Below are 23,358 nucleotides of genomic sequence, written 5' to 3' on the forward strand. Positions count from 1 at the left end.
CTCCCGCAGCCGCCCCGCCTGCGCCCGCAACGCGGTGTCGCTCTTGCCCGACACCACCCAGGCCACCGGGCCCGCCACGGCGCCGTCGGCAGGCTCCTCGGTCGCCTCAACCTCCGGCGCCTGCTCCAGGATCACGTGTGCGTTCGTCCCGCTGACGCCGAACGAGGACACACCGGCCCTGCGCGGCTCGCCCGTCTCCGGCCACGGCCTGGACTCGGTCAGCAGCTCGACCGCGCCCTCGGACCAGTCCACGTGGCTTGACGGGGCGTCGACGTGCAGCGTCTTCGGCAGCACGCCGTGCCGCATCGCCATCACCATCTTGATGACGCCACCGACACCGGCCGCCGCCTGCATGTGACCGAGGTTCGACTTCAGCGAGCCCAGCCACAGCGGCCGTCCCTCCGGCCGGTCCTGGCCGTAGGTGGCCAGCAGCGCCTGCGCTTCGATCGGGTCACCCAGGGTGGTACCCGTACCGTGCGCCTCCACCGTGTCGATCTGACTGGGGGTCAGTTCGCTGTTTTCGAGGGCCTGTCGGATCACGCGGCGCTGCGAGGGGCCGTTGGGGGCCGTCAGGCCGTTGCTCGCGCCGTCCTGGTTCACCGCGGAGCCGCGTACCACTGCCAGGATCTGGTGCCCGTTGCGCCGCGCGTCGGACAGCCGCTCCACCAGGAGCACACCGATGCCCTCGGACCATGCGGTGCCGTCGGCAGCGTCGGCGAACGCCTTGCACCGGCCGTCGGCGGCAAGGCCGCGCTGGCGGCTGAAGGTGGCGAAGCCCTTGGGGCTCACCATGACCGTCGCACCGCCGACCAGCGCCATGGAACACTCGCCCTGCCGCAGCGCCTGCGCGGCCAGGTGCAGGGCGACCAGCGCCGATGAGCAGGCGGTGTCCACCGTCAGCGCGGGGCCTTCGAATCCGAAGGTGTAGGAGACACGGCCGGAGACGATGCTGGTGGTGGCGCCGTTGTGGAGGTACGGCTCGATCTCGTCCGGGATCTGCGCGGCCTCGGAAGCGTAAGTGGTGTGCATGGCGCCGGTGAAGACGCCTGTCTGGCTGCCACGCAACGACGCCGGGTCGATGCCCGCCCGTTCCATGACCTCCCACGACGTCTCAAGGAGCAGCCGCTGCTGCGGGTCCATGGCCAGGGCCTCGCGGGGCGGGATGCCGAAGAACGCGGAGTCGAATTGATCCGCGTCGTGGATGAAGCCGCCTTCGCGAACGTAACTGGTACCGGGATGCTCCGGATCCGGGTGGTAGATCCCCTCCACGTCCCAGCCGCGGTTCGTCGGGAAGGGCGAGATGGCGTCGGATCCCTCGGCGACCAGGCGCCACAGCGCCTCGGGGGAATTCACACCACCCGGAAATCGGCAGGCCATACCGATGATGGCAATGGGCTCGGTGGCCGAACTGATCAGTTGGCGGTTCTGACGCCGGAGCCGCTCGATTTCCTTGAACGACTTGCGCAGAGCTTCAACGGCTTTGTTCTGGTTGGATGCAGCAGGCATCAGAAACTCCACACTTGACGCGTCGTTCACTGGAAGAGCGCAACGGATCTGAAGGTTACGAAAACACGCATTGCCAGACGGACACCGGCCACATTAGCCCTGGTTCCGTAAGGGAAACCCTAGAAATCCACTCAGGCATGGTTGACGCCTCGGACGTGATTCCCGGGGATTTGGTTTCAGTGGCGCTTCACCAACCGTGTGATCCTTGCCACGGTCGCGTTCTCCGCCGGTATTTGGGCCCCGAAATCTCGGGGCCTGTTTGTCATGCGTCAGGGTCTTCTTCGAGGCTGATGGCACCGGTCGGGCAGCGGGATACGACCTCGCGCAGAACGTCCAACTGCCCGCTGTCGGGCTGTGCGTCGAGCAGGACGACGGAGCCGTCCTCGTCGCTCTGGTCGAACAGGTCAGGCGCGATCAACGCGCACTGGCCCGCCGAACAGCACACCTCACGGTCGGCGGTGATCCTCATCGGTCTCAGTCCTACCTTGTTGTTCGGGATGGGCCGACGTGTCTGCGTCTTGTGGGCCCTCTTGCATGACGGTGACGGACGGCGGGAGAACCGCCCCACCGTCCGTCGTGTTCACCGCTTGCGCGTCTCGCTCAGTCGTCCCAGGTGACGTGCAGCGACCTGGGGCCGTAGTGCACGCAGTCGTCCCGCATCGGGACCTCATCGGCCGCTACGGCCAGTCGCAGGGTGGGGAACCTGTCGAACAGGGCCTCGTAGCCGACGCGCAGGATCGCGCGGGCGAGGTGCTGGCCGAGACACTGGTGGACGCCGTGACCGAGCCCCAGGTGGCCGTGGTCCGTACGGCCGATGTCCAACTGATCGGGGTTCTCGTAGCGCTCGGGGTCGCGGTTGACGGCGGGGAGGGCGACAGTGACCACCTCGCCCTTCTTGATGGTCTGACCGGCGAACTCGACATCTTCGAGCGCCCACCGGCTGGCCCCGAGGTGGGAGATGGTGAGGAAGCGCAGGAGCTCTTCGACTGCGGCCCCCATGAGCTCCGGGTCTTCCTGGAGCTTGGCCAGTTGATCGGGGTGCTCAAGCAGGGTGTAGACGCCCATGGCGAGCATGTTGCCCGTGGTGTCGAGGGCCCCGGTGATCAACGTGGCGGTCATGCCCATGAGCTCTTGCTCGGTGAGCTGCCCGCCGCGGATCAGGTCCCCGAGGATGTCGTCCCGGGGGTCGCTGATCCGGCTGGGGACGAAGCGGGCCAGGAACCCACTCATCCCGGATACGGCGGCGAGCGCCTCGGGAACGGTGGAGGAGAGCCGACCGAGCGTCTCCACGTGACGCTGGAGGCTCTTCCGCTCCGATTCGGGGACGCCGATCATCTCGCACATCACCCGGGAGGGAACGGATTCGGTGAAGACCTCCACCAGGTCGGCGCCCGGCCCGGCCTCTTCCAGATCGTCGAGTTGCTCGTGCACGATGCGCTCGATCATGGGGGTGAGCTGCCGCGTGCGCCGGACCGTGAAAAAGCCGGTGACCAGCTTGCGGTACTTACTGTGGACCGGGTCGTCCGTCTTCGCAAAAGCGCCCGGATCGGCCGGACCTTCGTACGCCAACTCCGTGGGGACGGGGGAGATTATCCCTTCCTGGCGCGCGCTGAAGCTCTTGTGGGTGAAGAGTTCCTTTGCTTCGGCATAGCGGGTGATGAGCCACCCGGGCGTGCCGTCCGGATAACTCATGCGCGATATCCGCTCCTGCTCGCGCAGCGGGGTGTAGCCATCCGGGGGATCGAAGGGGCAGCTCCGCTTGGTAGGCAGCGGCGCAGGGGGGTGCAGGGCGTCGACCAAGACTCCTCCATCGATTCGCAGTCCATGCATCGAGGTCGTCGGCGGCTACACCGGCTGGCTCGATCTCGATGCTAGCTTCGCCGTCGACCGGGTAACTCACCAGAAGGACCCTGCGGGCGCGTTCTGAGAAATCCCTTAGACAAAAGGCGGGAACTGTTGACCCCTGCGCGCGAGTGCACTCATCGCTGACGTGGTGGCGGCAGGGCCTGGGGCGGGTCGCGGCGCGAACCGTGGCCGAGGCCACGGGTATCCCTCCCCTGCGCGTACGTGGACTATGCGGCGGCCCACCTGCCGTCGCCGCACCACGCGCCACCGCCGCGACCGGGCCGGCCGAAGCCCGAGGTCGCCGTCGACCGGCGCGCCGTTGGACGCTTCGCCGCACGGGCGGTCGGAACAACACGGCCGACGGCTACCCCACGCGATTCCGCGACCGCCGCACGTCCAGCGACACGGACAGGGCCAACCCTCCCCCGAGGAGAGGCCCCACCCACACCCACCCTTCAGCCCCACGGAGCCGAATCACCAACCCCCATACCCCACACAACGGGGCACCACAACCTACCCCCTACCGGTTGCAACCGGGACCGGAGTCCCAGTCCCCCGTCGATCGGCGGGGAGGCCTCCCCCCGGGCGGATCGGGGGGCGTAGCGGATGGCCCGGGATGCGCCCTCGCGGCGAGAGTGAGTGGCATGAATACGCACAAAGTCCTGCTCAGCGCCCTTCTCGTCCCGCTCGGTGTCACCCTGGCCGTCGCTCCGGCCGTCTCTGCCGCCACCCCGGACGGTGCCCCGGCCACCACGCCCGCCACCGCATCCGCCACCGCCTCGACCACCGCCCACGCCGCCACACCCGCCGGCCCGGAGGAGACCACCACCGCGACGTTCCGCTCCCCCGAGGCCGCGCTCGGGCGGGTGGCTCACCCGTTGCGCACCAGTGGGGCCCACGGCGGGCTGGCCGATCTTCGTCCGTTCGGGCGGATGATCGGGGACGCCCGGGTGGTGGGTCTGGGCGAGGCCACGCACAGCTCGCACGAGTTCTTCACCGTCAAGCACCGGATCTTCCGGTACCTGGTTGAGGAGAAGGGTTTCCGGGCCTTCGCCCTCGAAGCACCGTGGAGTTCGGGGCTGCGGCTCGACGCGTATCTCCTGCGCGGCGAGGGCGACTTGAAGCAGATCATGGACGAGGAGTTCCAGGGCACCTACCGGTGGTGGAACAACGCCGAGTACCGCGCGCTGTTCCAGTGGATGCGCGCGTACAACCTCAAGCACCCGAAGGACCCGGTTCGCTTCGTCGGGGACGACGGCGCGTTCGCCGGCTCCGAGCTGTACGACAAGGTGAACGCCTACGCGTCCGCCGCCCGTCCCGAACTCGCCCCGCGGATCGCCGAGTTGTACCGGGGGATGCGGCCCACCACCAGTGCCGAGGCGTACGTCAACGACTATCTGTCGAAGCCGCTGGCCGAGCGGAAGGAGCTCGCCGAGCGGACCGGGCGGGCGGTGGACCTGCTCAAGCAGCGGCCCGGCAGGGGCACCGAAGCCGAAGCGCACGCCTGGGCCGTCCAGCACGCGACCGCGATCAGCCAGATGGCCACGCTGTTCGCCTTCGACCTGGACGACCCGCGGGGCACCACCGACGCCATGTTCTACCGCGACCGGATCATGGCGGAGAACGTCGCCTGGTGGCAGCAGCAGACCGGCGACAAGATCGCACTCGCTGCCCACAACAGCCATGTCGCGCTCAAGACCTACGCCCCCACCAGCATCCCGAAGGCCCAGGGTGACTTCCTCCGGGAGCGGCTCGGCCGCGGCTACCTGAGTGTCGGGCTCACCTTCGACCGGGGCTCGTTCAACGCCTTCGACCAGAGTGGCGACGTCCGCCGCTTCGCCTTCGGCCCGGCCGCGCCCGGCACCGTCGAGCACACCCTCGACCGGGTGCGGTACCGCGACTTCGTGGTGGACCTGCGCAAGGCCCCGCCGGCGGCCCGTACCTGGCTCGCGAAGCCGCATACCGCCAAGAACATCGGCACCAACTACCCCGGGAACATGGACGCCCCACAGATCAGGCTGGCGGAGTCGCACGACGTCGTGATCCACCTGCATCGGGTGGGGGCGGCCAGCTTGCTCAAGTAGCGCGAGGACACTGCGGCGCGATGAGCCATGCGGGGGCTGGGGGCGTCGCCGGCGGCTCATCGTAGAGCCATCGGCCCGCCCGCCCCGCCTGGCGAACTCACGACAGCCACAGCCGGGGCGGGCACGGCACCCGAGTGGGGAGCGCCCGGACGGGTCACCCGGGCCGGCCCCTGCCCACCGACCAGAGCTCCCACCCTGACACCCCGCACTGCCCGACGACGACGCCTTCGCCCTCCTCCATCACCGCCACCGCCAGCCTCATGGGGTTCCGGAACGTGCGACCGAGGGCAGCTCGCTGGCACCATCACCTCATGGCTGACCTGGAACGCATCAGAGCAGAGCGCGCGGCCCACTACCGGGCACTCGACGAGGGGGCCACCACCCGGCACCACTTCCACCACGCCGATGAGGACGGCGGCCTGTGGTACTTCCAGGCAGTCCCCGACCGCGGCGAACTGGTGGTCGTCAAACAAGCCGAGCTGACGCCGGCCGGCCGGCTCCACCGCTACGACTGGGCCCACCTGGAGGACGCTCACGGCTTCCTGACCGACCAGCCGATCGATCTCGCACAGGACCCGGTCGAGACCATCTCGGCCGAGGAGTTCCAGCGGGTGTGGAGTCGGTGAGGGGCGACTCCACAGGGGTGGGAAAGACCGAGCAGGGCGGTCAGCCGGTGGGGGCGGAAATCGGTGGGAGCCGTGCGGGTGGCCGGCAGAGCAGGGCCCGAATGCTTCGGTCCCGCTCAACTCGCGCATTCGGCCGAATCCGCTCCCCACTGGCATCGGAACGAGATCTCAAGCGCACCGGAGACGAAAGTCGGCAGGTCGGCGCACCAATCTGACTGTGCCCTATGAATTCACCCGGACAGCGTCTTCGGATATCCACAGTCACCGGCTACCGTCGCATTGCACATCTCCCCCCCCCATGAACAAAGGAGTAGTCGCATGGGACAGCCGGCCAGCGCGGGCGACACGGCAGCGGCACGCAATGTCACCATTACCTTCAAGCCAGACACAGGGCTTGACGTGATCCACAAGGCGGTCGAGGACCTCGTTCGCAAATTGGAGCCAGGTGGGTGTACGGGATGCGGCCTATTGGGGATTGATCTGATTCTCCGTAGCGGCGATCCGGAGGTGCACAACGGGTTGAATGAGCTTCTCCGTGACGAAGGCGTCATCGGCGTGGACGTACGACACTAGTGTGGGGCGAAGGCACAGTGGCGGCCGTAGCTCGCCGCACCAGCCGTCCCGGAGTTGATCCGTGATCACGTCTCAGGCGCGACAGCAGCGGCGGCCCGGGGTCGCGACCACTTACGTCCCTGGTGATCGTGGGCTTCTTGAGCGGCTTCTGCCTTCGGTGGATCACCTGGAAGTAACGCCTGACACCTTTGCCTTCGAGCATTCCGGCCAAGGCCGCCTCAGGCTCGACGCCCTGCATGAACTGAGGGACGTTGCCAGTGACGCCACCCTGATCGTGCACGGGGTCGGGCTCTCCATCGGGTCCTACGACGGCTGGTCGGCCGACTACCTCCACTGTCTCGACCAACTCATGGCGACGGTGGATGTCGCCTGGCACAGCGAACACCTCGGCTATACGAAGGTGCACGGAGAATTCCTCGGCACCATGCTCCCCCTGCCCCGCACGCACGAGGCGCTTGAGCTCGTCGCGGAACGCGTCACAGCCGTTCAAGAACGCTACGACGTTCCCTTCCTGCTGGAAAACGTGGTGCGCATGCTCCCGGACCACGACAGCGATTACACGGAAGCCGCGTTCCTCAATGAATTGACCTCGGCCACCGGGTGCGGGCTCCTTCTCGATGTCTACAACCTGGAGTGCGACCAGGCGAACAACGGTTTCCGGATCGACGAATTCCTGGACGAGCTCGACCTCTCCGCCGTTCGAGAAATTCACGTCGCCGGGGGCGTCAAACACCGGGGAGTGATGCTGGATGTGCATTCACGCCCCTTGAAGGAATCAACGCTCAGCCTGGCGAGGGAAGTGGCCGGCAGGGCGCAGCACGTGGAAACCGTCACCTATGAACTGCTGGGCGAGGCGGTACCGGTTCTCGGGCCGGAGGTGATCGCATCCGAGCTGGCCCGGGTGCGGGCCGTGCTGGAGTCGTGGCCGGCGGCCAGCACGCAGGCGGCCCGATGAATCTGGCCGAACTCCAGGTCGGGCTGTTGGCCCTGCTCAAGTCGAGAGAGCTGGAAGCACGGAGCCATCATCCGTACTTCCAGCAGGTACGGGCCTCGGAGCGGCTTTCGGTCCTCCAGGAGATTTCAGGGTGGTGGCGGAGCTTCGCGATCGAGCGGGCCTGCCCTCTCACGTCGGCCCTGCTCAAAAAGCGCGGAGTCTTCGACGACGTAGCTGGGCAATTCGCCGGGCGGTCCGATGCAACTCCCTTTCCCCAGCGCCAGGCGGCCGTGTTCCTCACCGAGATGGGGAGTCACGGCGATCCGCTCATCGCCGCCGTCGCCCGATGTGAAGGCGCTCTCTTGGCGGTCAAGGCCGGTCACGCGGCGGACCCCGTCGTCATTGACTGGCAGCACGCCCCGTACGCGGTGCTGGAGAGCCTGTTGCTGGGCACGCCGCTTGACGAAGCGGGCATTCGCGGTGCGTACCGGATGGTGGTGAGCCGTGACGTCCCGGAATTGTTCTCCGTCACGCCACTGCCCTAGAAGCCCTTACGGCCGGTGGACCCCTCAGGGCTGCCGGTTTCCTCCCGCACGGCCCGCCGAGCGACCTGGCCCCACCCCCGCGCACAGCCAGACTCCTGCTCCCACCGCCAGATGTCAGGTGTCTCCCGTAGAACCCGCCTCGGAGCCCCCGGTGCACCGCGGAAGCAGCAACGCCGAGTCCGTGTGAAGCGTGATGTGCACCGGTGTGAAGGTGGTGGCGTCCAGGCGTGGCTGGTCGGTGCCTGGGTTGCGGGCGTAGCGCGGGTGGGCGGCGCCGCTCAGTTGCCAGCGTATGCGGTGGCCGGCGGCGAAGCGGTGGGCGGTGGAACTCATGGGGACGGTGACGTACGAGGGTGTCTGGTCGGTCGTGCGTACTCGGCCCAGGCCGTCGCAGACGTTGACCGAGTGGCCCTGCGCGTCGACGTCGCACAGGCGGGTGAAGACGTCGGTGTGACCGGTGTCCGTGGAGATGCGCAGGCGTGCCCGGACCGGGCCGAGGACGTCCACGGGTTCGGCCAGTGGGGGGCTGGTGAAGGTGAGGACGTCGTCCCGGCCCTCCAGGGCGTCGTTGTTGCGGGGGCCGGCCGTACGGGAGAGCAGCGGGCCGCCGATCGAGGGGGTCGGGTCGTCCGGGTCGTAGCGGAACGACGTCAGGGGGGCGGGCTCGGTGGGTGCCTGCCGGGTGAGGTGCCCCTGTGTGGTCGGGTACCACGGGTCGGCACCCGGGCCCGCGCCCGGGTCAGCGTCCAGGTCGGCTGCCGGGTCGGCTGCCGGCGGCCAGTCGGGCAGGTCCCGCCAGGCGTCTTCGCCACCGACGTGCACCCGTACCCGCGTGGGCCGCAGGCCGGTGGGGTCGGCACACAGGTGCGCGCGCAGCCAGGCGAGGCTTTCGGTGAACACCTCGGACCAACCCTGTTGGAGCGCGGAGGTGTGGGTCCAGGGGCCGACGAGCAGGGTGGTGGGGCATCCTGCCGCGCGGAGGCGGCGGTACTGCTCGAAGGTCTGGTCGCCGAGTACGTCGTGCCATCCGGTGATCAGGCTGGTCGGTACGGCAAGCCGCTCCGCCACGGCCGCGAGCGACGCGCCGTGCCAGTACGGGTCCGCGGCGTCCGGGTGGGTCATGACGTCGTCGAGCCAGGGCACCTCGCCCCCGAGTGCGGGCACGTGTGCACCGCGCAACGGTCGTGCGGTGACGACGTCGCGCAGGCGTCGCTGCAACCGCAGGGTCGCCTTCAGGAACGGCCCCACCCCTCGGTGCTGGTACGTCATGCCGACGCCGACGGCCAGCGCGTTCTCCAGACGGAGCGCGCCGTCCGCGTAGAACAGGGCGTACGGGTCGTGCAGCCCCATCTGCACCACCATCGCCTTCAGCTCAGGTGGCGGGTCCACGGCCAGGGCCCACTGCACGTACCCCAGGTAGCTGGGCCCGATGCTCCCCAACGCCCCGTTGAACCAACCCTGTTCGCGTAGCCAAGACACCGTGGCCCGGCCGTCTGCGACCTCGTTGCGCCACAGGTCGAACTGTCCGCCCGAGCCGCCGGTGCCGCGGCAGCTCTGGAGCGCGACGTGGAATCCCTGTTCGGCGAAGAGCACGCCGTACATCGCCGACCACGGCAGGCCGCGGCCGTACGGCGAACGCACCACGAGGGTGGGGAAGTCGCCTTCGGCGCGCGGGAAGTAGTGGTCGGTGATCAGCGCGCTGCCGTCGTCGGCCGGCACCGACAGCCCGGGCTCCCAGCCGACTCCGTGCCGTCCGGCCGGGAGGCCGCGCCAGGTCGCCCGCATGAGGCGGGCGGCGAGTTTCGGCCTGCCGGTGGGCGGCGCCCAGGTCGACCGCGCTCCGGAACCGTGCGTACGTGATGGCATCGTGCCCCTCCTCTTTATCCGTACGGTGTACGAGAATAGAGGATGCTTGGATGGGTCCCCCAAGGGCCGCCTCGATCGAGGGAGGAGCGCAGACCGTGACCCGCGAAGGAGGGGCCGGCGCCCCGGGCGTCGATCCCGAGCAACTCTGGTTGGGATCGACCCGGCCGCGGCGGGGTCGTAAGCCCAGCCACAGCCGGGAGGCGATCACGGCGGCGGCGGTCGCGCTGGCCGACGCGCACGGGCTCGAAGCGGTCACCATGCGGCAGGTCGCCGCGCAGGTCGGGGTCGGCGCCATGACGCTCTACAGCTACGCCCCCGACAAGGAGACGCTGGTGGAGCTGATGGTCGACCACGTCAGCGCAGAGCTGCCGGCCACGCACACGCCCACCGGCGACTGGCGTGCCGAGGTGAAGGCCATCGCCCACCTCCAGCGCGCCCACATGTTGCGGCATCCCTGGCTGCCGGCCGCGCTGACCGCCCGCCGCTCGCCCGGCCCCAACGCCCTGGCCTTCCTGGAGCGCGCGCTGGCCGCCCTGCGGCCGACCGGGCTCGACGGCGCGGCGAAGCTGGAGGTCTTCGCCCAGATCACCGCGTTCGTGGCCGGGCACGTGGCGCACGAGACCGCGCGGGCCACGGCCTCGCAGTCCCCGGAGCGGGCCGCGGCCGAAGCCCGCTATCTCACCGCCGTCGCCGCGGACGGCCACCACCCCGAACTCGCCGAAGTCCTCGCCGCGCCCGGCCGCCCGCTCACGCCCGAGGCCACCTTCGCGCGGTTCCTCAACCGGCTGGTTGACGGCCTCGACACCGACTGACCAACCTGTTGACCGTCTGACGGACCGACCGACTGACCGGCTGGCTGGCCGCGCGCTGCCGTACGGGGTCCGGGCTGCGCACTTCCCACCGAAGTCCCGGGGGCACAGGTGCCGGGCTGCGCGCCTTCCGGGCGAAGACTCCGGGTCGGGCGCGGAGCCGGGCCCCGTACTTCCGGACGACGGTGCCGGGTCAGGCGCGGGCCGAGCAGGCCACAGGCACCGGCGGAAGACGCCCACCGCAGCCACCGCCCCGGGGCGCCAACCGCAGACACCGGCCAGCGGCACCGGCCGCAGACGCCGGCCGAAGCTTTTCGGAGGGTCAGCCCCGGGAGGGGTCCTTGGAGCGGTCAGACCGGCCGGCGGTCAGCGAGTTCCCTTTTCCGTCCTGATCATCCGAACGGCCCGCTTCATCGCCATCGACCGGCGCCGTGCTGGCCGCGCGGCGCGGGCGGTGATTGATGAGGGCGACGCCCGCGATTCCGAGCACACCGCCCACCAGCGAAAGCGGAGGCGGCACCTCCCCCAGCCACACGTACGCCACGATGAGCGCGACCGGCGGTACGAGATACAAGGCCGCCGTGGAAGAAGCCAGGGAAAGCCGGGCCACCGCGTATCCCCACGCCACAAATCCAATGGCGGAGGGGAAAATTCCGAGAAAGACGGTGGAGACCACGGCATCTGCGGGCGCGGTGGCGAAACCGTGCACCATTCGCGGCAAAACCGGGAGCAGGAAGAGCGTTCCCGCCCACATCGCGTAACAGGCGACCTCAAGTCCGGTATAGCGGGCCAGGAGCGGCTTGGTGGCAAAGTGGTAGGTGCCCTGGACGGCCGCCGCGGCGAGCACGACCCAGGCGGATGCCGTGTATTCCGCATGGCCGCCGGCCAACACGATGACCGCGACGCCGGCGATCGCCACCAGGCTTCCGGCGGTCTTCAGCCAGGTGATCCGCTCTCCGAGGAAGGCAGCAGCGAGCAGCACGCTGAAGACGGGCGCGACCGCGATGAGAAGGCTCGCAATGCCGGCCGAAACATGCACTTCACCCCAGTTGAGCAGGATTTGATAGGCCGACATACCGGTCAGACCGCAGAGCACGATCATGGGGAGGTCGCGCCGCTCGGGCACGCGGACACCGAGGAACGGCGCCGCGACCGCCAACGCGATCGAGGCGACCATGAGCCGTCCCAGGGACAGACCAGCGACACCGAAGCCATCCAGGCCCACGCGGATGGCAGGGAACGCGGACGCCCACGTAATGACGGTAAGGGCCAGCGCCCAGAAGGCTTTCGGGATCTTCACGCGCTCGATCGTGTCATCGACCCGCAGGTGGATCAAATGACCACGAGGAGTGTCGGACCATTTCTGGCCACGCACATCAAGACGGCCACTCGCACCTTTTTGCGAACAATCACCGGAAAAGTATTTTGGGCACCACTTTCTCCGGCGAGTTCGTTAACCTCACCTGAAGCACTCAGTCCGCATAGACTCACGCGGGCCACCCAGCCGTAACGACGACAAGTGAGGCAGCGCGCTTTCTTATGGCCGATTTCGATTCCACTCGAATTCTGATCTACGCGTTCAGCTACGCCGAACGAATTCTGGAGGAGGTGCCGTACCTCCGATACTCGGCAGAGCGGAGCCTTTGTTTTCTCTGGGATCTCCGCGACCCCGCGGTACGGGCCGTGGTCATCACCTCGGAACCCGTGGACCCCGTCACCCTGGAGTACCACTTCCGGGATGTCTTTCGGTTCGACGACCGGATGATGCACAGCGCCCGCGAACGGCTGACCCTGTTGACGCCGGAATCCGGTCAAAAGCGCCCGCTCGACGAACTATGCCTCGCCGACGAGCGCATCATGGACGTGCTCCAGAAAGCCACCGAGCAGAGCTCGCGTGCCACCGTCGTCCACTTCATGGCCTCCGACGCGCTGGGGCAACTCGCCCAGCGGATCGGCGCCGACCTCGAAGAGGGCCCCCAGTCCTTCGTCGCCCGCTGGGGCAGCAAGGCCGGTGGCAAGCAGATCCTCGCGCGCGCCGGCGTCGCGGTGCCCGACGGGCCCGCGGAGACGCTGCACAGCGAGCAGGACGTGGTGCGGGAGATCGAGCGGCTCGCCGCGGGTCCGCGCCGGGTGCGGCGCGTCATGGTGAAGCTGAGCGCGAGCACGTACACCGCCTCGATCGGCAACGTACTGATCGACTGCGATGAACTGCGCCGTACGGGAGACCTCATCGCGGCAGCCGAAGTGATTCGGATGCCCGCCGAGGATTTCTACCGGGAACTCGCCACAGGCGGGGCGATCGTGGAGGAGTTCCTGGAGGGAATCGACTCCTCTCCCAGCGGTCTCGGACACATCGACGCGGACGGCACGGTCAGGGTCGCCGCGACGCACGACCAGGTGTTGTCGGGCGGCCAATACTGGGGGTGCCGGTTTCCGGCGGAGGAACGGTGGCGGCCCGGCATTGCCGACGCGGTGCTCAGCACGGGTGCGGTACTGGCCGAACTCGGCCACCGGGGCACCTTCGGCATCGACTTCGTGACCGTGGGGGAACGCGGCCCCATCGGGGTGGAAGTCAACCTCCGCAAGGTCGGACCCAGCCACGTTCTGCGGTACGCCGAGGCGCTGGTGGGGCGGGACGTCGATGCCGACGGGCTGCTGCGGCGCAGCGACGGACGGCCGATGTGCTACGTACACGGACGGCTACACAAACCTGAAGAGCTCGGCAGCCTCGACCCGGGGGTCGCCATCGAGCGGCTGCGCGCGCACGAGTTGCTGTACACGCACGACAAGGGTGAGGGTGTCGCCCTGCACGTGTTGGGCGCGCTGCGGGCCTGCGGTTTCGTGGAGCTCACCGCGCTGGCACCCACCTTCGACGCCGCCGACGCGTATTTGAAGGCGGCGGAGGCGTCCTTGCTGGGCGCCTGACGGCGAGACGGTGCGGGGGGCCGCGGCGGCAGGAGACGGGGGGACCGCCCCGGGTGAGCGGGGCGGTCCGGCCGGTTCATTCGGGGCGCAGGGCCCGTTCGAAGGTCTCCACGATGCGCTCCGGTTCCTCGGTGCCGACGGAGATCCGCAGCATGTCCCGGTGCAGCCCCCTGCCGCGCAGGGTGGCACGGCCCTCTGGGGTGGCGAGCAGGTCGTAGTGGGCGATGAAGATCTGTGGTGAGGCCATGGTGAACTCGGCGCCGAAGCTGGGTCCCTTGGCGACCGCGAGGCGGTCGTAGATCCGCTCCAGCGGGACCTTGAGGTCCACCATGAGCACGCCGCCCGGTGCGTCGGGACGGCGTTCGACCTTGCGGTAGTTGGCGACGGAGCGGGAGTCGTACGCCCAGTCGATGCTTCGGACGACCCCGGTGGCCCGTTCGAGGTGGTGGGCGAGGACCAGGGTGTTGGCGTTCACCCGGTCGATGCGTTCCGCGTAGCCACGGATTCGGGCGGCCACGCGGGCCAGGTCGCGGTGGTAGGGCTCGTCACCGTGGCGCCGCAGTGCGCTGCGGAGGTCCTGTGCGTGGGGTGAACTTCCGTTCACTACGGCCGCGCCCATGAGGACGTCGGCAGATCCGGTGGCGTACTTGGTGAGGCTTTCGCAGACGACGTCGGCGTACGGGAGCACGTCGACGTTGTAGGGGGTGGCGATGGTCGCGTCGATCACCAGTGGGCAGCCGGCCCGGGCCGCGATCTCGCGCAGGGCCGGGATGTCCGGGGTGCGCAGGCTCGGGTTGGTGGGCACTTCGGCGATGATGCCGGCGAGTTCGCCGGCGTGCGCGTCGGCGATGCGGGCGATCTCGGCGAGGTCGAACGGGTCGGAGACCGTGGTGTGTTCGACGTCGATGACGCGTTTCTCCAACAGGCTCATGGTGTCGAAGAAGATCCAGCCGAGTTGGAGCCAGCGGCGCCGGCCGTTTTCCCGCTGGATTTCGGAGACCGCGGAGATGGCCGCCGCCACGGCGTTCATGCCGCTGTTGTGCAGCGAGACGTCCGCGGCGTCGGGCGTGCCGTACGCGTCGGCGAGGTGGGCTCTGATGGCGTCGGCGGGGGCGTCGTCCGCGCTGTCCTCGGGCTGCCGCCCCTCGACGAGGCCGGCGTTCAGCAGCACGTCCTCGGCCTCGCGCGAGGTCAGGTGGCCGCCGGTGTGCTGTACGTAGGTACGGGCCCGGGTGCGTGCGGGTTCCTCGGCGGGGAGCCGTACTCCGCGCACGCCGCGCCCCGCGAACACGGCGTCGGGGGTGAGACCGGCGTAGGCCGCGGCGGCCCGTGCGACGCGTTCGGAGCGGGTCAGGAGGAAGTCCCCGCCCGATCCGCTGCCATCGTCCCGGGCGAGCAGGTCCGCCACCCGGGTCACGTACGGGTGGGCGCGGAAGCGCGGGTAGCCCCACGAGATGCGGCTCAGGGTGGCCGGATCGCCCGATTCGAAGCCGATGACGGAGGCCACGTCGGGGATCGAGACGGACACCGAATGGAGGGAGCCGGGCACGGGCCGACCTGCGGCGATGTGCCGCAGGCCGCAGGTCGACCGCATGTCCTCGGGTGTTTCGAGCGTCATGCCTCAAGGCCCACGAGTTGCTGTACCCCGTCCCAGTAGTTCTCCACGAGTTCGAGGAATTCGAAGGCGCCTTCCTCGAACTCCGCCCGGGTCTCCGCCGAGCCCACATAGGGGGCGATGGCGTTGAAGACGGAGTTGCTGTGCCCCACCTCGACGTCGATGTGCAGTTGCCAGAAGTGGCGCAGTTCCTTGCTGTAGCCGTGGTTGGCGAGACCGTCGTTGATCTTGGAGACCATGATGGACGACATGGTCTCGTCGGCGTAGAGCGCACCGAGCGACTTGTGGATCGGGGATTCGGTGTAGAGGACCCGAATTCCGTCGTTGAGCCGCTTGGTGACCTCCAGCGGCTCATAGCCGTCGAGGTGTTCCTTCTCGATGCCGATGCCGGCGAGGAAATTGGCGAAGAGGGTGGAGTGCGTGACCTCGCCGCCCACTTCGTCGTACACGTTCAGGACGATCTCCCGAAGGATCATCTCGTCCCGGGTCTTGACCGCCATTCCGGTGATGTAGAAGGGGAGGTAGCGGAAGAAGTAGTGGGTCTCGCTGTACATGAGGCGTTCTTGCTCGGGAGTGAGCCGGGTGGTGCGGTAGGCGTTCAGGTACGGGTGCTCCACGCCGCGGTGGCTGGCAATGCGGGCGAGCGTGCCGTCCAGGTATTCCTTGATCGCCGGGTCTTCCAGGGCGATGCGGCGGCGGATTCCCGGTTCGACGTTGTCGAAGTGGTCCCACACGGCTGCCGTCGTGGAGCCGCTGTCCAGGTCAGTCACGGTCGTCTCCTTCGAGAACAGAAAGCGGCGCGGTGCGCCTTCACTCCTTGATGGCGGAAGCTGCCGAGACGTCCGCGTTGTCCCACCACCGGTCGTCAGCGTCGAAGTTGCGCGTCAGATCCCGGTCTCCCGCCCACGTCATGTTCAGGATGATGCGGGTGGCGTCCTCGCGCAGGGGAATCGTGCGGTGCAGCGTGGTGTCGGTGCGCAGGAAGTACACGTCCCCGGAGCCGAAGTGATAGGTGTTGATGGGGTTTTCGGCGAGGTAGTTGTTTATTCGGGGTGTCGTCTTGTCCCACGATGTGTGGGGAACGCACTGGAGCAGCCCGCCGACGTCGATCGGGGGCGCCACGAGCACCCAGATGAGGGCGAAGCTGAAGTCGCCCCAGTGCCATCCGTGCGTGTCGCCGCGCTGTTCCTGCCGCGTGATCAGGAATTCCTCGTCGGCCTTCGGGCAGGGGTGCAGTTTCTCCCCCGCGATGGTCTGGAGGGCCCCGAGGAGGCTGGGGTTCGCGTAGGTCGAGGTCACCAGTTCGCTGTTGTTCGCGATCTTCTCACTGGGTACCACGGACATGGAGCGGCGGGTGAATCCGGTGGTCTCCAGGCGGAGGTCGCGGCGCTCGGAGTGCTCCCCGAGGAGGCGTTCCGCTTCGGCACGTACTGCCTGACGCGTCTGCGCTTCGATCAGATTAGTCACCGTGACGATGCCGTAGCGGTGGTAATGATGCGACATCCGACGAATTTCGTCGGCTTCCAGCGGGGAGCAGATACTCTCGGGCCCAAATCCGTTACCACTCACGAAGGCTCTCCGATGTTCGACTGGTGAATGCAGGATCGGTCGCAGTGATCAGAAGCGGCGTGTGTTGGAAGGAGCAGTGGAACCGTAGATGCGTCCCCAGGCTTTTGGCCACCCGGGCGATCGCCGGGACCCGTTCATTCCGGTCAACCCTGATGATCGGCTCGGCTGACGTCATGACTGGTCGGCGGGCGCGGCGAAGACGAGGTCGTAGCGACCTTGATGATCGGTCGTCGGAGTTCGGGCAGGCCGGCGTCTACCATGGGGCTTATTGGATCTTCCGGGCTTCCGGAACGAGATCTTCCCAGCAACGTGGCGTGAATCGCGCGCCGGCGGATCCGACCTCTCGACGGTTCGCCGAAAAACCTCTACTAGGCATCTGGGATCGCTCCCAGCTAGGCACTTGGGAGCGCCCTCATCCGTTCTCATCCTCGTACTCGTAATGAATCAGCCAAACCGTGGGAAGGAATCCGCCCGCATCCTGTTGGTCGCCGATGTGGCTCGCCCTTCGACGCTGTGGACTGTCGTTGTTCATCCGTCCCCGCGGAGAAACTGTCCCGCCCGTCCTCCTCCCGCTCCCCGACTCCCCCATTTCGCCATCGGATATGGAGGCACCATGCCCAGCGCGCTCGACCCGAGTTTCTCCGCCGTGAACGTTCCCGCCTTCTCTCGGCAACACATTGCCGATGTCGCGGCGGGTGACCTCGCGGCGGTCTGCGTTCCCGGATTCTTCGACCGGCCCACGCTCGACAGCATGACGGCCGCGCTCCCCCGGCTGCCCACGGTCGACTACCGCCCGGTCCGGGTGGCCATGACGAGGTTCGGCCCGGCCCTCAACGACTTCCGCACGCCCGACGGGGTCCTGCGGGCCGAGCCCTACTGGGCGGAAGCCGAGGCCGCGGAGCGCAGGTGGCGGGAGGCCGACATGCAACCGGATCCCACCCTGATCTCGCTGGAGGTGCTCGGCAAGGCGTGGGGCTCGGCGGTCACGGCGGCCACCATCGGCGGGCGCCCGGCCTTCGTCGGCATGATGCGCGAGATCAACGCGGGCACGCTGCTGCACTACGACGACATCCACCTCGAATACCCGGACGGCCTCTTCGATCAGGAGATCGTCCAGCAACTCACCTACAACGTCTATCTGTTGGTGCCGGACGAGGGAGGTGGGACGAGTCTGTGGCAGCACCGCTGGGAGGCCGCTGACGACGTGCACCGGCTGCGGTATGGGTACGACCCGCGGGTGGTGGACGGCTGTCGGACCCTCACCGTCGCCCCCGGCCGGGGCGACGCCCTGCTGTTCAACCCGAACCACTACCACCGGGTGCTGCCCAACGGGACCGCCGGGGACGGCCTCCGCCGGGTCACCGTGACGTTCTTCCTCGGGGTCACCGCGACGGGCGAGCTGGTCGCCTGGTCCTGACCCGGAAGCCGGCGGCGGGGCCCGCTTCGTACGCGGCGACCGGTACGCGGAGACTCGTACGCAAGCATTCCGTGCTCGACCGCGGGGCTCGGGCCTCCCCGACTCGGCGTTCCGAACTCGGCCGCGGGGTTGGGGTTCGCCCCGCGGCCGGGCCTGTCGGAGCGACTGCCAGCGCCGCCAACTCGTCTTGCCGGAATGCCTGTTCGCCGCCCAGCCGGTTGTCGGTTCAGCCGTCGCGGCGCACGGTGCGACGGTGTCTGAGGTGGGCATTGGCCGCTCCGAGCGCCATGACCACGGGCACCGTGAGGCCGAGCCAGAGGGCCGTGCCGAGGCCGCCGCCGATGAGGGTGGTGAAGTTGGCGAGGATGAGCCAGACGGCCCCCGCGATGCCGAGCGCGCCCAGTACGGGGGCGATCAGGGTGTGCCAGCGGCGGTCGTCCACCCGGCTGCGGCGGAAGAAGACCACGACGGACACGGAGGTCAGCAGGTAGAGCAGCATCATCGCCAGCACGGCCAGCCCGCTGAACCAGGAGAAGAGGGTACGCACCGGGTCCACCCCCGCCACCGCGAACGGCACGATCAGCGCCAGGGCCAGGGCCGTCTGCACGCACCCCGCGGTCGCCGGCGCGCGCCGGGCGTTGAGGCGGGCCAACGCGGTCGGGAGCTGGCCGTCCCGGCCGAGGGAGAACAGATAGCGGTTGGCCGAGTTGTGGAAGGTGAGGATGCCGGCGAACAGCGAGGTGGCCAGCAGGACGGGGAGCACGTCGCCGATCCAGTCGCCGAGTTGGGCGGTGATGGGCGCGAAGACGAACCCGTCCGACTCTCCGGCGGCCAGCGCCTCACCTGCCGCCCCCTCCGCCTGCGAGGCGCCGTAGGCGGAGATGAGCATCCAGGAGACCACGGCGAAGAAGACGGTGACGGTGACGACCGACAAGAAGGTGGCCCGCGGCACGGTCTTGGTGGGGTCCTTGGCTTCCTCGCCGTAGATCGCGGTGGCCTCGAAGCCCAGCATCGACGCCATGGCGAACATGATGGAGACGCCGGGTGCGCCGTGGAGTGCGGCCGACGGGGAGAAGCTGTCGGCCAGGCCGAGCCCCTCGGGGCCACCGCCCTTGACCAGGGTGACCAGGCCGAACACCAGCAGGACGCTGAACTCGGCCAGGACCAGCACCGCCAGGATGCGGGCCCCGGTCTCGATGCCCGCGACCCCCAGCGCCTGCACCGCCGCCATGGTGGCCAGCGTGTACGTCCACCACGGCAGGTCGAGTGCGGTGTGGTCGGCGACGAACGCGCTGACGATGGAGCCGTAGAGCCCGTACATGGCGGCCTGGAGCACGCAGTAGGCGAACAGGGCGACGCCGGCGCTGCCTCCCGCGGTGGTGCGGCCGAGTCCCTTGCCGATGTAGACGGCGAAGGCCCCGGCGTCCACGACGTGTCGCCCCATGGCGACGAACCCGACGGAGAAGAGCAGGATCACGCCGCCGGCCAGCACGTAGGCGGCCGGCGTGCCGGGGCCGTTGCCGATGGCGACCGATATCGGGGCCGCGCCCGCGATGCCCGTCAGGGGCGCCTGGGCGGACAGGACGAAGAACAGGATGCTGAGGACGCCCAGGGCGCCTGGCTTGAGCGTGGTTGCGGCGTGGGGTTCCCGCCGCGCGGCCCGCTCGGCGGAAACCTGCTGACTGTCCACACGATCACCTCCCAGACGACGAGAAGTTCATTTGAGGTCAAACGAAGACCCCATCGTGCGGGCCAACTATCCATTTGGCAAGGGGAGGGGCGAGGGGAAATCAGGGCCGCACAAAGGCCGGGCCAGGCCGGCCCCCGCCCGGTCGCTCCTGGTGGACGGCTGACGGTACGCCGGCGGCGAGAGAGCCGCCGCATGTCTCACCCGTCGCGCCAGGGGCGGACAGCCATGACGCATGACGACACTCACGACGCCAGCGGAGGCACCCATGGCCACACCGCGACCGCTTCGCGTGGCCGCGTACCCGAGGGCCGGGGCCACACGCCCCACAGGCCGCGGGCGGCGAGGCCGGAAAGTGCAGTCGAGCGCACCGGGGAGGCAATGAGGCGGGGCGGCGCGACGATCCGCGCCGCCCCGCCTCTCCTCTCGCCCGCCCCGCGCCGTCTCCCGCCCGCCCCACCTCGCCGTGCCGACCTCGACTCCCCACGCCGGCTCCGCCGCCCGCCCCCTGCCCACCGACGTCCGTCAGCACGGCGACTACCAGGGGGATCCAGCCAAATCCCCTACCGCGCCCCACGCCGGGGCACACCCTCTGACCGGGGGAGATACGGGGAAGGCGCGCTTCGGTACCGGAACATTTGCTTCTGGAGAGGACATTGGCGCCGGCGGCGCGGACAGCAACTTCCGGTCGCGGTGTGGCGCCAGCATCTTTGCAAGCCGTGCCCGCTCCCCGAACATGGGCGGGGAGCCCAACTCACCTGGTGCGGCTGAGGGTACCGCTGACGTTCAGGACCTCGTGGCACTCCTGAGCACGCCTGCCCGTCGCCGGAGTGCCCGGCTTTTCGCAGGTCACCTGGGCCGTCACGGTGGCGTTCTCGGTGATCCTGAGGGGAGTGACCCAGTGCAGGTCGTGGTTGCGGAAGGTCTCCAGGGCGATCGTCGTGATCTTCCGGTCCCCGAATTTGATGGTCAACACGCCTTCGTCACCCTGGTAGTTGGCGATGACCAGATCGGTGATGTCGAAGACCTCACCCTTCTTCAGCTTGTGTGCACGAGTCCCCTCCATGCCCGCCGGCGTTTGCACTTCGAGCGTGACCGAATGCTGTTGCTCACCGCCGGCGCCGCCACTCCCACCCCCGGTGCCCCCACCGGTGCCGGAGCCGCCCCCGCGGCCCGGCTGGGTGTCCGTACCGCCGGCCCCCGGCTGGGTGCCCGTGCCGTCGCCACCGCCGCCGGGCTGGGCCCCCGCCCCGCCGCCGGGGCGCTGGTCGATACCGCCGCCGGCGCCCGGCTGTTCCTGGCCCGGCACGTTGCTGCCCGGAGTGGGGCGCGGACGCACCACCTCGTCGGCCGCGTCCTTGGCCGCGCTGCGCACCGTGGGCCGTACCAGGGTGAACCAGGCCAGGATCAGGGCGAGGAGCGCGGCCAGCACGGCGAGCAACCACTTCGGGAAGATCGGGATCTGGACGAACTCCACTTCCAGGACCGGCCGTGGGACCGCCTGGTCCAAGAGGTCCGGCAGGGGCGGCGGGTCTGCCCGTTCCGGCCGGCCGGCGCCCGCCGCGGCCCCTGGCGTCCCCGCCGTGCCCGCCGCTTCGGCCGTCCCAGTCGTGTCGGCCGTCTCGGCGACGTCCACCGTGAACGGCCAGACCGTGGGGCTGCCGAACCAGATCGGTTGTCCCGTGCGCACCAACAGGCCCACGTGTGCGGATTCGCCGGGTGCCAGCGACTGCATGCTCGGCCGGAAGCTGAAGCCCAGTTCCTCGCCCGGCTGTCCGGGGGTGAAGCCCAGCCGTACGGGGGCGTTCCCCTCGTTGCGCAGGGCCAGTTGGTAGCGTCCGCGCAGCCAGCCGCGGCGGCGGCGCGGCACCATCTCGGTGCGCAGTTGGCGGAAGGTCCCGACCCGCACGGTGGTCTCGGGGACCCGTACCGCCTCGGGGTGCTCGGCCGGCAGCACCCGCACGGCCAGCGGGTACGCGCCGGCCCGTACCTCGAAGGAGCGCGGCGGGCTCAGTCGGATCGTCACCGATGCTGAGGTGCCCGGGTAGAGCGAGACGCGCGCCGGCTCCACGACGGCCCACGCGGCACAGTCCCCCACCACCTCCAGGGAGTACGCCTCGACGATGTCGCTGTCGTTGCGGACGGTCAGGGTGGTGGAGGCGGTGTCGCCCGGCGTCACCGACACCTCGGGGATGTCGAGACCCGGTGCGCCTGGGCTGGGGGAGGCAGTGGGAGACGTCACACGGCGACGTTATGCCGGGGCCGGGGTGGCTTCGAGAGGCCGAGGGGCAAGGCCCCGGACAGTGCTCGTGCCTCTCCGAACCACCGGCGGCTCCCCCGCGTGCCCCGGGGCCGGTCGCCCGGCCGCCGCCCTGCCGGAGGCCCGCCGGGCGCCGCCGTACCTTCTGCCCCCGATTTGTCACCCGTACCGTACGCATCATGGAAGAGGTGCTGCCGCCATGTCCTCGACCCGGATGATCAGCTCTGCCAGTACGCCGGCCGCCGCGCAGCCCGAGGCCGGCCGTGCCGCCGACAGATCGGCGCACTGGCCCGCCCGCGCAGTCAGCGCCGAGCGCGTCAGCGTGGCCGTCTACGCGCCCGACCCGATCCTTTACGTGGGCACGGTCCAGCAGTTGAAGCAGCGGCCCGAGATCGACCTGGTCGCCGACGCCGACCTGGACGGCGCCCGGGTGTCCCTGGTGGTGGTGGACACGGTCAACGACGAGACGTCGGCGCTGCTCAACAGGTTGCGGCACAACCCGGCCACCCGTACCGGGATCGTGGTGGGCACCTTCGAGTCGGGGGACGCGCTCCAGCGCACGCTGGACTCGGGGGTCGCCGCGGTGCTGCGACGGGCCGAGGCCGACCAGGACAAGCTGTTGCGCCTGGTGCTGGCGATTGCCAGGGGCGAGGGTGTGCTCCCCGGTGACCTGTTGGCCAAGCTGCTCACCCATGTGGGCCACCTCCAGCGCTCCCCGCTCGACCCGCAGGCCGTGTCGCTGTCGACGCTGACCGCCCGTGAGGCGGAGATGTTGCGCCTGGTCTCGGAGGGGCTGGACACGACGGAGATCGCCCGCAAGACCGCGTACTCCGAACGGACCGTCAAGAACGTGCTGCACGAGGTCATCACGCGCCTGCAACTGCGCAATCGGGCGCACGCGGTGGGCTATGCGCTCCGCCGGGGACTGATCTGAACATGCCGACTGCCGGCCGTCGACCCGTCGGTGGGTGGCTGACGGCGAGCGGCTGACGGTCGGCGGAGGGTGCCGGGCGGCGGCTGGCGACGGACGCAGGGTTGCTGGCCGTGGAGCGCAGGGTGGCGGGCTGCGGGTGGCGCGGTCGGCGGGCGATCATCGG

General features: G+C 69.2%; 19 protein-coding genes. 9 read left to right on the forward strand and 10 right to left on the reverse strand.

Annotation, left to right across the window (positions count from 1 at the left end; genetic code table 11):
• From ACMA1D_RS29705 to ACMA1D_RS29715, 3 genes are all read right to left on the reverse strand, one after another.
• On the reverse strand, positions 1 to 1,506 hold a 1,506-nt coding region (locus ACMA1D_RS29705), incomplete at its 3' end, for a type I polyketide synthase (protein ID WP_414727083.1).
• Positions 1,507 to 1,768: 262 nt separating this feature from the next.
• On the reverse strand, positions 1,769 to 1,975 hold the full coding sequence (locus ACMA1D_RS29710) for a ferredoxin (protein ID WP_414727084.1): 207 nt from the start codon (positions 1,973 to 1,975) through the stop codon (positions 1,769 to 1,771).
• Positions 1,976 to 2,106: 131 nt separating this feature from the next.
• Entirely contained in the window at positions 2,107 to 3,306 is a 1,200-nt protein-coding gene (locus tag ACMA1D_RS29715) for a cytochrome P450 (RefSeq protein ID WP_414727085.1), read from the reverse strand.
• 689 nt (positions 3,307 to 3,995) lie between these two features.
• Here ACMA1D_RS29715 and ACMA1D_RS29720 point away from each other — a divergent pair.
• The 5 genes from ACMA1D_RS29720 (at position 3,996) to ACMA1D_RS29740 (ending at position 8,113) form a co-directional block, all read left to right on the forward strand.
• On the forward strand, positions 3,996 to 5,435 hold the full coding sequence (locus ACMA1D_RS29720; RefSeq protein WP_414727086.1) for an erythromycin esterase family protein: 1,440 nt from the start codon (positions 3,996 to 3,998) through the stop codon (positions 5,433 to 5,435).
• Between the two features lie 311 nt (positions 5,436 to 5,746).
• Complete coding sequence (locus ACMA1D_RS29725) at positions 5,747 to 6,061, forward strand: hypothetical protein (protein ID WP_414727087.1); 315 nt, start codon at positions 5,747 to 5,749, stop codon at positions 6,059 to 6,061.
• 318 nt (positions 6,062 to 6,379) lie between these two features.
• Entirely contained in the window at positions 6,380 to 6,634 is a 255-nt protein-coding gene (locus ACMA1D_RS29730; RefSeq protein WP_414727088.1) for a hypothetical protein, read from the forward strand.
• A 61-nt stretch (positions 6,635 to 6,695) separates the two neighbouring features.
• Positions 6,696 to 7,589 carry a DUF692 domain-containing protein gene (locus ACMA1D_RS29735; RefSeq protein WP_414727089.1) on the forward strand — a complete coding sequence of 298 codons (894 nt, stop codon included), beginning with the start codon at positions 6,696 to 6,698 and terminating at the stop codon, positions 7,587 to 7,589.
• Positions 7,586 to 8,113 carry a hypothetical protein gene (locus tag ACMA1D_RS29740; RefSeq protein WP_414727090.1) on the forward strand — a complete coding sequence of 176 codons (528 nt, stop codon included), beginning with the start codon at positions 7,586 to 7,588 and terminating at the stop codon, positions 8,111 to 8,113. Before ACMA1D_RS29735 ends, ACMA1D_RS29740 begins: the two co-directional genes overlap by 4 nt.
• A 114-nt stretch (positions 8,114 to 8,227) precedes the next feature.
• Here ACMA1D_RS29740 and ACMA1D_RS29745 read toward each other — a convergent pair whose 3' ends face one another.
• Positions 8,228 to 9,979 (reverse strand): CocE/NonD family hydrolase, encoded by a 1,752-nt coding sequence (locus tag ACMA1D_RS29745; protein ID WP_414727091.1) that lies wholly within the window; start codon positions 9,977 to 9,979, stop codon positions 8,228 to 8,230.
• A gap of 50 nt (positions 9,980 to 10,029) precedes the next feature.
• Between ACMA1D_RS29745 and ACMA1D_RS29750 the strand changes: the two genes are divergently transcribed.
• A complete protein-coding gene (locus tag ACMA1D_RS29750; protein ID WP_414727092.1) occupies positions 10,030 to 10,791 on the forward strand; it encodes a TetR/AcrR family transcriptional regulator in 762 nt (253 codons plus the stop codon).
• A gap of 319 nt (positions 10,792 to 11,110) precedes the next feature.
• Here the strand turns inward: ACMA1D_RS29750 and ACMA1D_RS29755 are convergent, their stop codons facing one another.
• Positions 11,111 to 12,088, reverse strand: coding sequence for a DMT family transporter (locus ACMA1D_RS29755; protein ID WP_414727093.1), 978 nt, complete (start codon positions 12,086 to 12,088; stop codon positions 11,111 to 11,113).
• Positions 12,089 to 12,327: 239 nt separating this feature from the next.
• On the opposite strand from ACMA1D_RS29755, the gene besA reads away from it, so the two are divergent.
• Positions 12,328 to 13,713 (forward strand): L-propargylglycine--L-glutamate ligase BesA, encoded by a 1,386-nt coding sequence (gene besA / locus ACMA1D_RS29760; protein WP_414727094.1) that lies wholly within the window; start codon positions 12,328 to 12,330, stop codon positions 13,711 to 13,713.
• A gap of 76 nt (positions 13,714 to 13,789) precedes the next feature.
• Here besA and besB read toward each other — a convergent pair whose 3' ends face one another.
• The 3 genes from besB to besD are packed head-to-tail and all read right to left on the reverse strand — an operon-like array spanning position 13,790 to position 16,831.
• The gene (gene besB, locus ACMA1D_RS29765) at positions 13,790 to 15,331 is read right to left on the reverse strand and encodes an L-2-amino-4-chloropent-4-enoate dechlorinase/desaturase BesB (protein WP_414727095.1); all 1,542 of its coding nucleotides are present in this window, start codon (positions 15,329 to 15,331) and stop codon (positions 13,790 to 13,792) included.
• Positions 15,328 to 16,098 (reverse strand): 4-chloro-allylglycine synthase BesC, encoded by a 771-nt coding sequence (gene besC, locus ACMA1D_RS29770; protein WP_414727096.1) that lies wholly within the window; start codon positions 16,096 to 16,098, stop codon positions 15,328 to 15,330. Before besC ends, besB begins: the two co-directional genes overlap by 4 nt.
• 40 nt (positions 16,099 to 16,138) lie before the next feature.
• Positions 16,139 to 16,831 carry an L-lysine 4-chlorinase BesD gene (gene besD / locus ACMA1D_RS29775; RefSeq protein WP_414727097.1) on the reverse strand — a complete coding sequence of 231 codons (693 nt, stop codon included), beginning with the start codon at positions 16,829 to 16,831 and terminating at the stop codon, positions 16,139 to 16,141.
• A 679-nt stretch (positions 16,832 to 17,510) separates the two neighbouring features.
• Between besD and ACMA1D_RS29780 the strand changes: the two genes are divergently transcribed.
• Positions 17,511 to 18,314, forward strand: a complete 804-nt coding sequence (locus tag ACMA1D_RS29780; RefSeq protein ID WP_414727098.1) for a proline hydroxylase — start codon at positions 17,511 to 17,513, stop codon at positions 18,312 to 18,314.
• A 226-nt stretch (positions 18,315 to 18,540) separates the two neighbouring features.
• Here the strand turns inward: ACMA1D_RS29780 and ACMA1D_RS29785 are convergent, their stop codons facing one another.
• Entirely contained in the window at positions 18,541 to 20,004 is a 1,464-nt protein-coding gene (locus ACMA1D_RS29785) for an APC family permease (protein ID WP_414727099.1), read from the reverse strand.
• Positions 20,005 to 20,755: 751 nt separating this feature from the next.
• Entirely contained in the window at positions 20,756 to 22,243 is a 1,488-nt protein-coding gene (locus ACMA1D_RS29790) for a hydrolytic protein (protein WP_414727100.1), read from the reverse strand.
• A 217-nt stretch (positions 22,244 to 22,460) separates the two neighbouring features.
• On the opposite strand from ACMA1D_RS29790, the gene ACMA1D_RS29795 reads away from it, so the two are divergent.
• Entirely contained in the window at positions 22,461 to 23,195 is a 735-nt protein-coding gene (locus ACMA1D_RS29795; protein WP_414727101.1) for a LuxR C-terminal-related transcriptional regulator, read from the forward strand.
• The last annotated feature ends 163 nt before the right edge of the window (positions 23,196 to 23,358 follow it).

This window comes from Streptomyces sp. 796.1 (assembly GCF_047525675.1).
Classification (GTDB): domain Bacteria; phylum Actinomycetota; class Actinomycetes; order Streptomycetales; family Streptomycetaceae; genus Streptomyces.